Annotated in this window: 1 protein-coding gene; it reads right to left on the reverse strand. The window is 63.9% G+C overall.

What is annotated here, in order from left to right; genetic code table 11:
- Positions 1–676 (reverse strand): methyl-accepting chemotaxis protein (locus CTA01S_RS16290; RefSeq protein WP_232301120.1); only part of this gene is annotated, 676 nt, incomplete at both ends.

The raw sequence follows: 676 nt of genomic DNA on the forward strand, positions 1-676 counted from the left end.
GCGAGGCGTTGTGCTTGTTCGCGCAGGGACTCTGCGGCGGCGGCGGACTGTTCGACCAAGGCGGCGTTTTGTTGGGTCATTTGGTCGAGTTGACCGACGGCGGCGTTGATTTGGGAGATGCCGTCGTTTTGTTCGCTGGCGGCGGCGGAGATTTCGCCGATGATGTCGCTGACGCGGCGCACGGAGGCGACGATTTCGTTCATGGTGGCGCCGGCGTCTTGGACGAGTTTGGAGCCGGATTCGACTTTTTCGACGGAAGCGCCGATGAGGGATTTGATTTCTTTGGCGGCTTGAGCCGAGCGTTGGGCGAGGTTGCGGACTTCGCCGGCGACCACGGCGAAGCCGCGGCCTTGTTCGCCAGCGCGAGCGGCCTCCACGGCGGCGTTGAGTGCGAGGATGTTGGTTTGGAAGGCGATGCCGTCGATGACGCCGATGATGTCGGCGATTTTTTTGGAGGCGGAGTTGATGTCTTCCATGGTGGAGACGACCTGGGAGACGACCTGGCCGCCGCGCTGGGCGACGCTGGAGGCGTTGGAGGCCAGTTGGTTGGCTTGTCGAGCGGCGTCGGCGGAGTGTTTGACGGTGCCGGTGAGCTGCTCCATGGAGGAGGCGGTTTGCTGCAGGCTGCTGGCGGCTTGCTCGGTGCGATGGCTGAGGTCTTGGTTGCCTTGGGCGA

Origin of the sequence: Caldimonas taiwanensis NBRC 104434 (genome assembly GCF_001592165.1) — a bacterium.
Classification (GTDB): Bacteria; Pseudomonadota; Gammaproteobacteria; order Burkholderiales; family Burkholderiaceae_C; genus Caldimonas; species Caldimonas manganoxidans.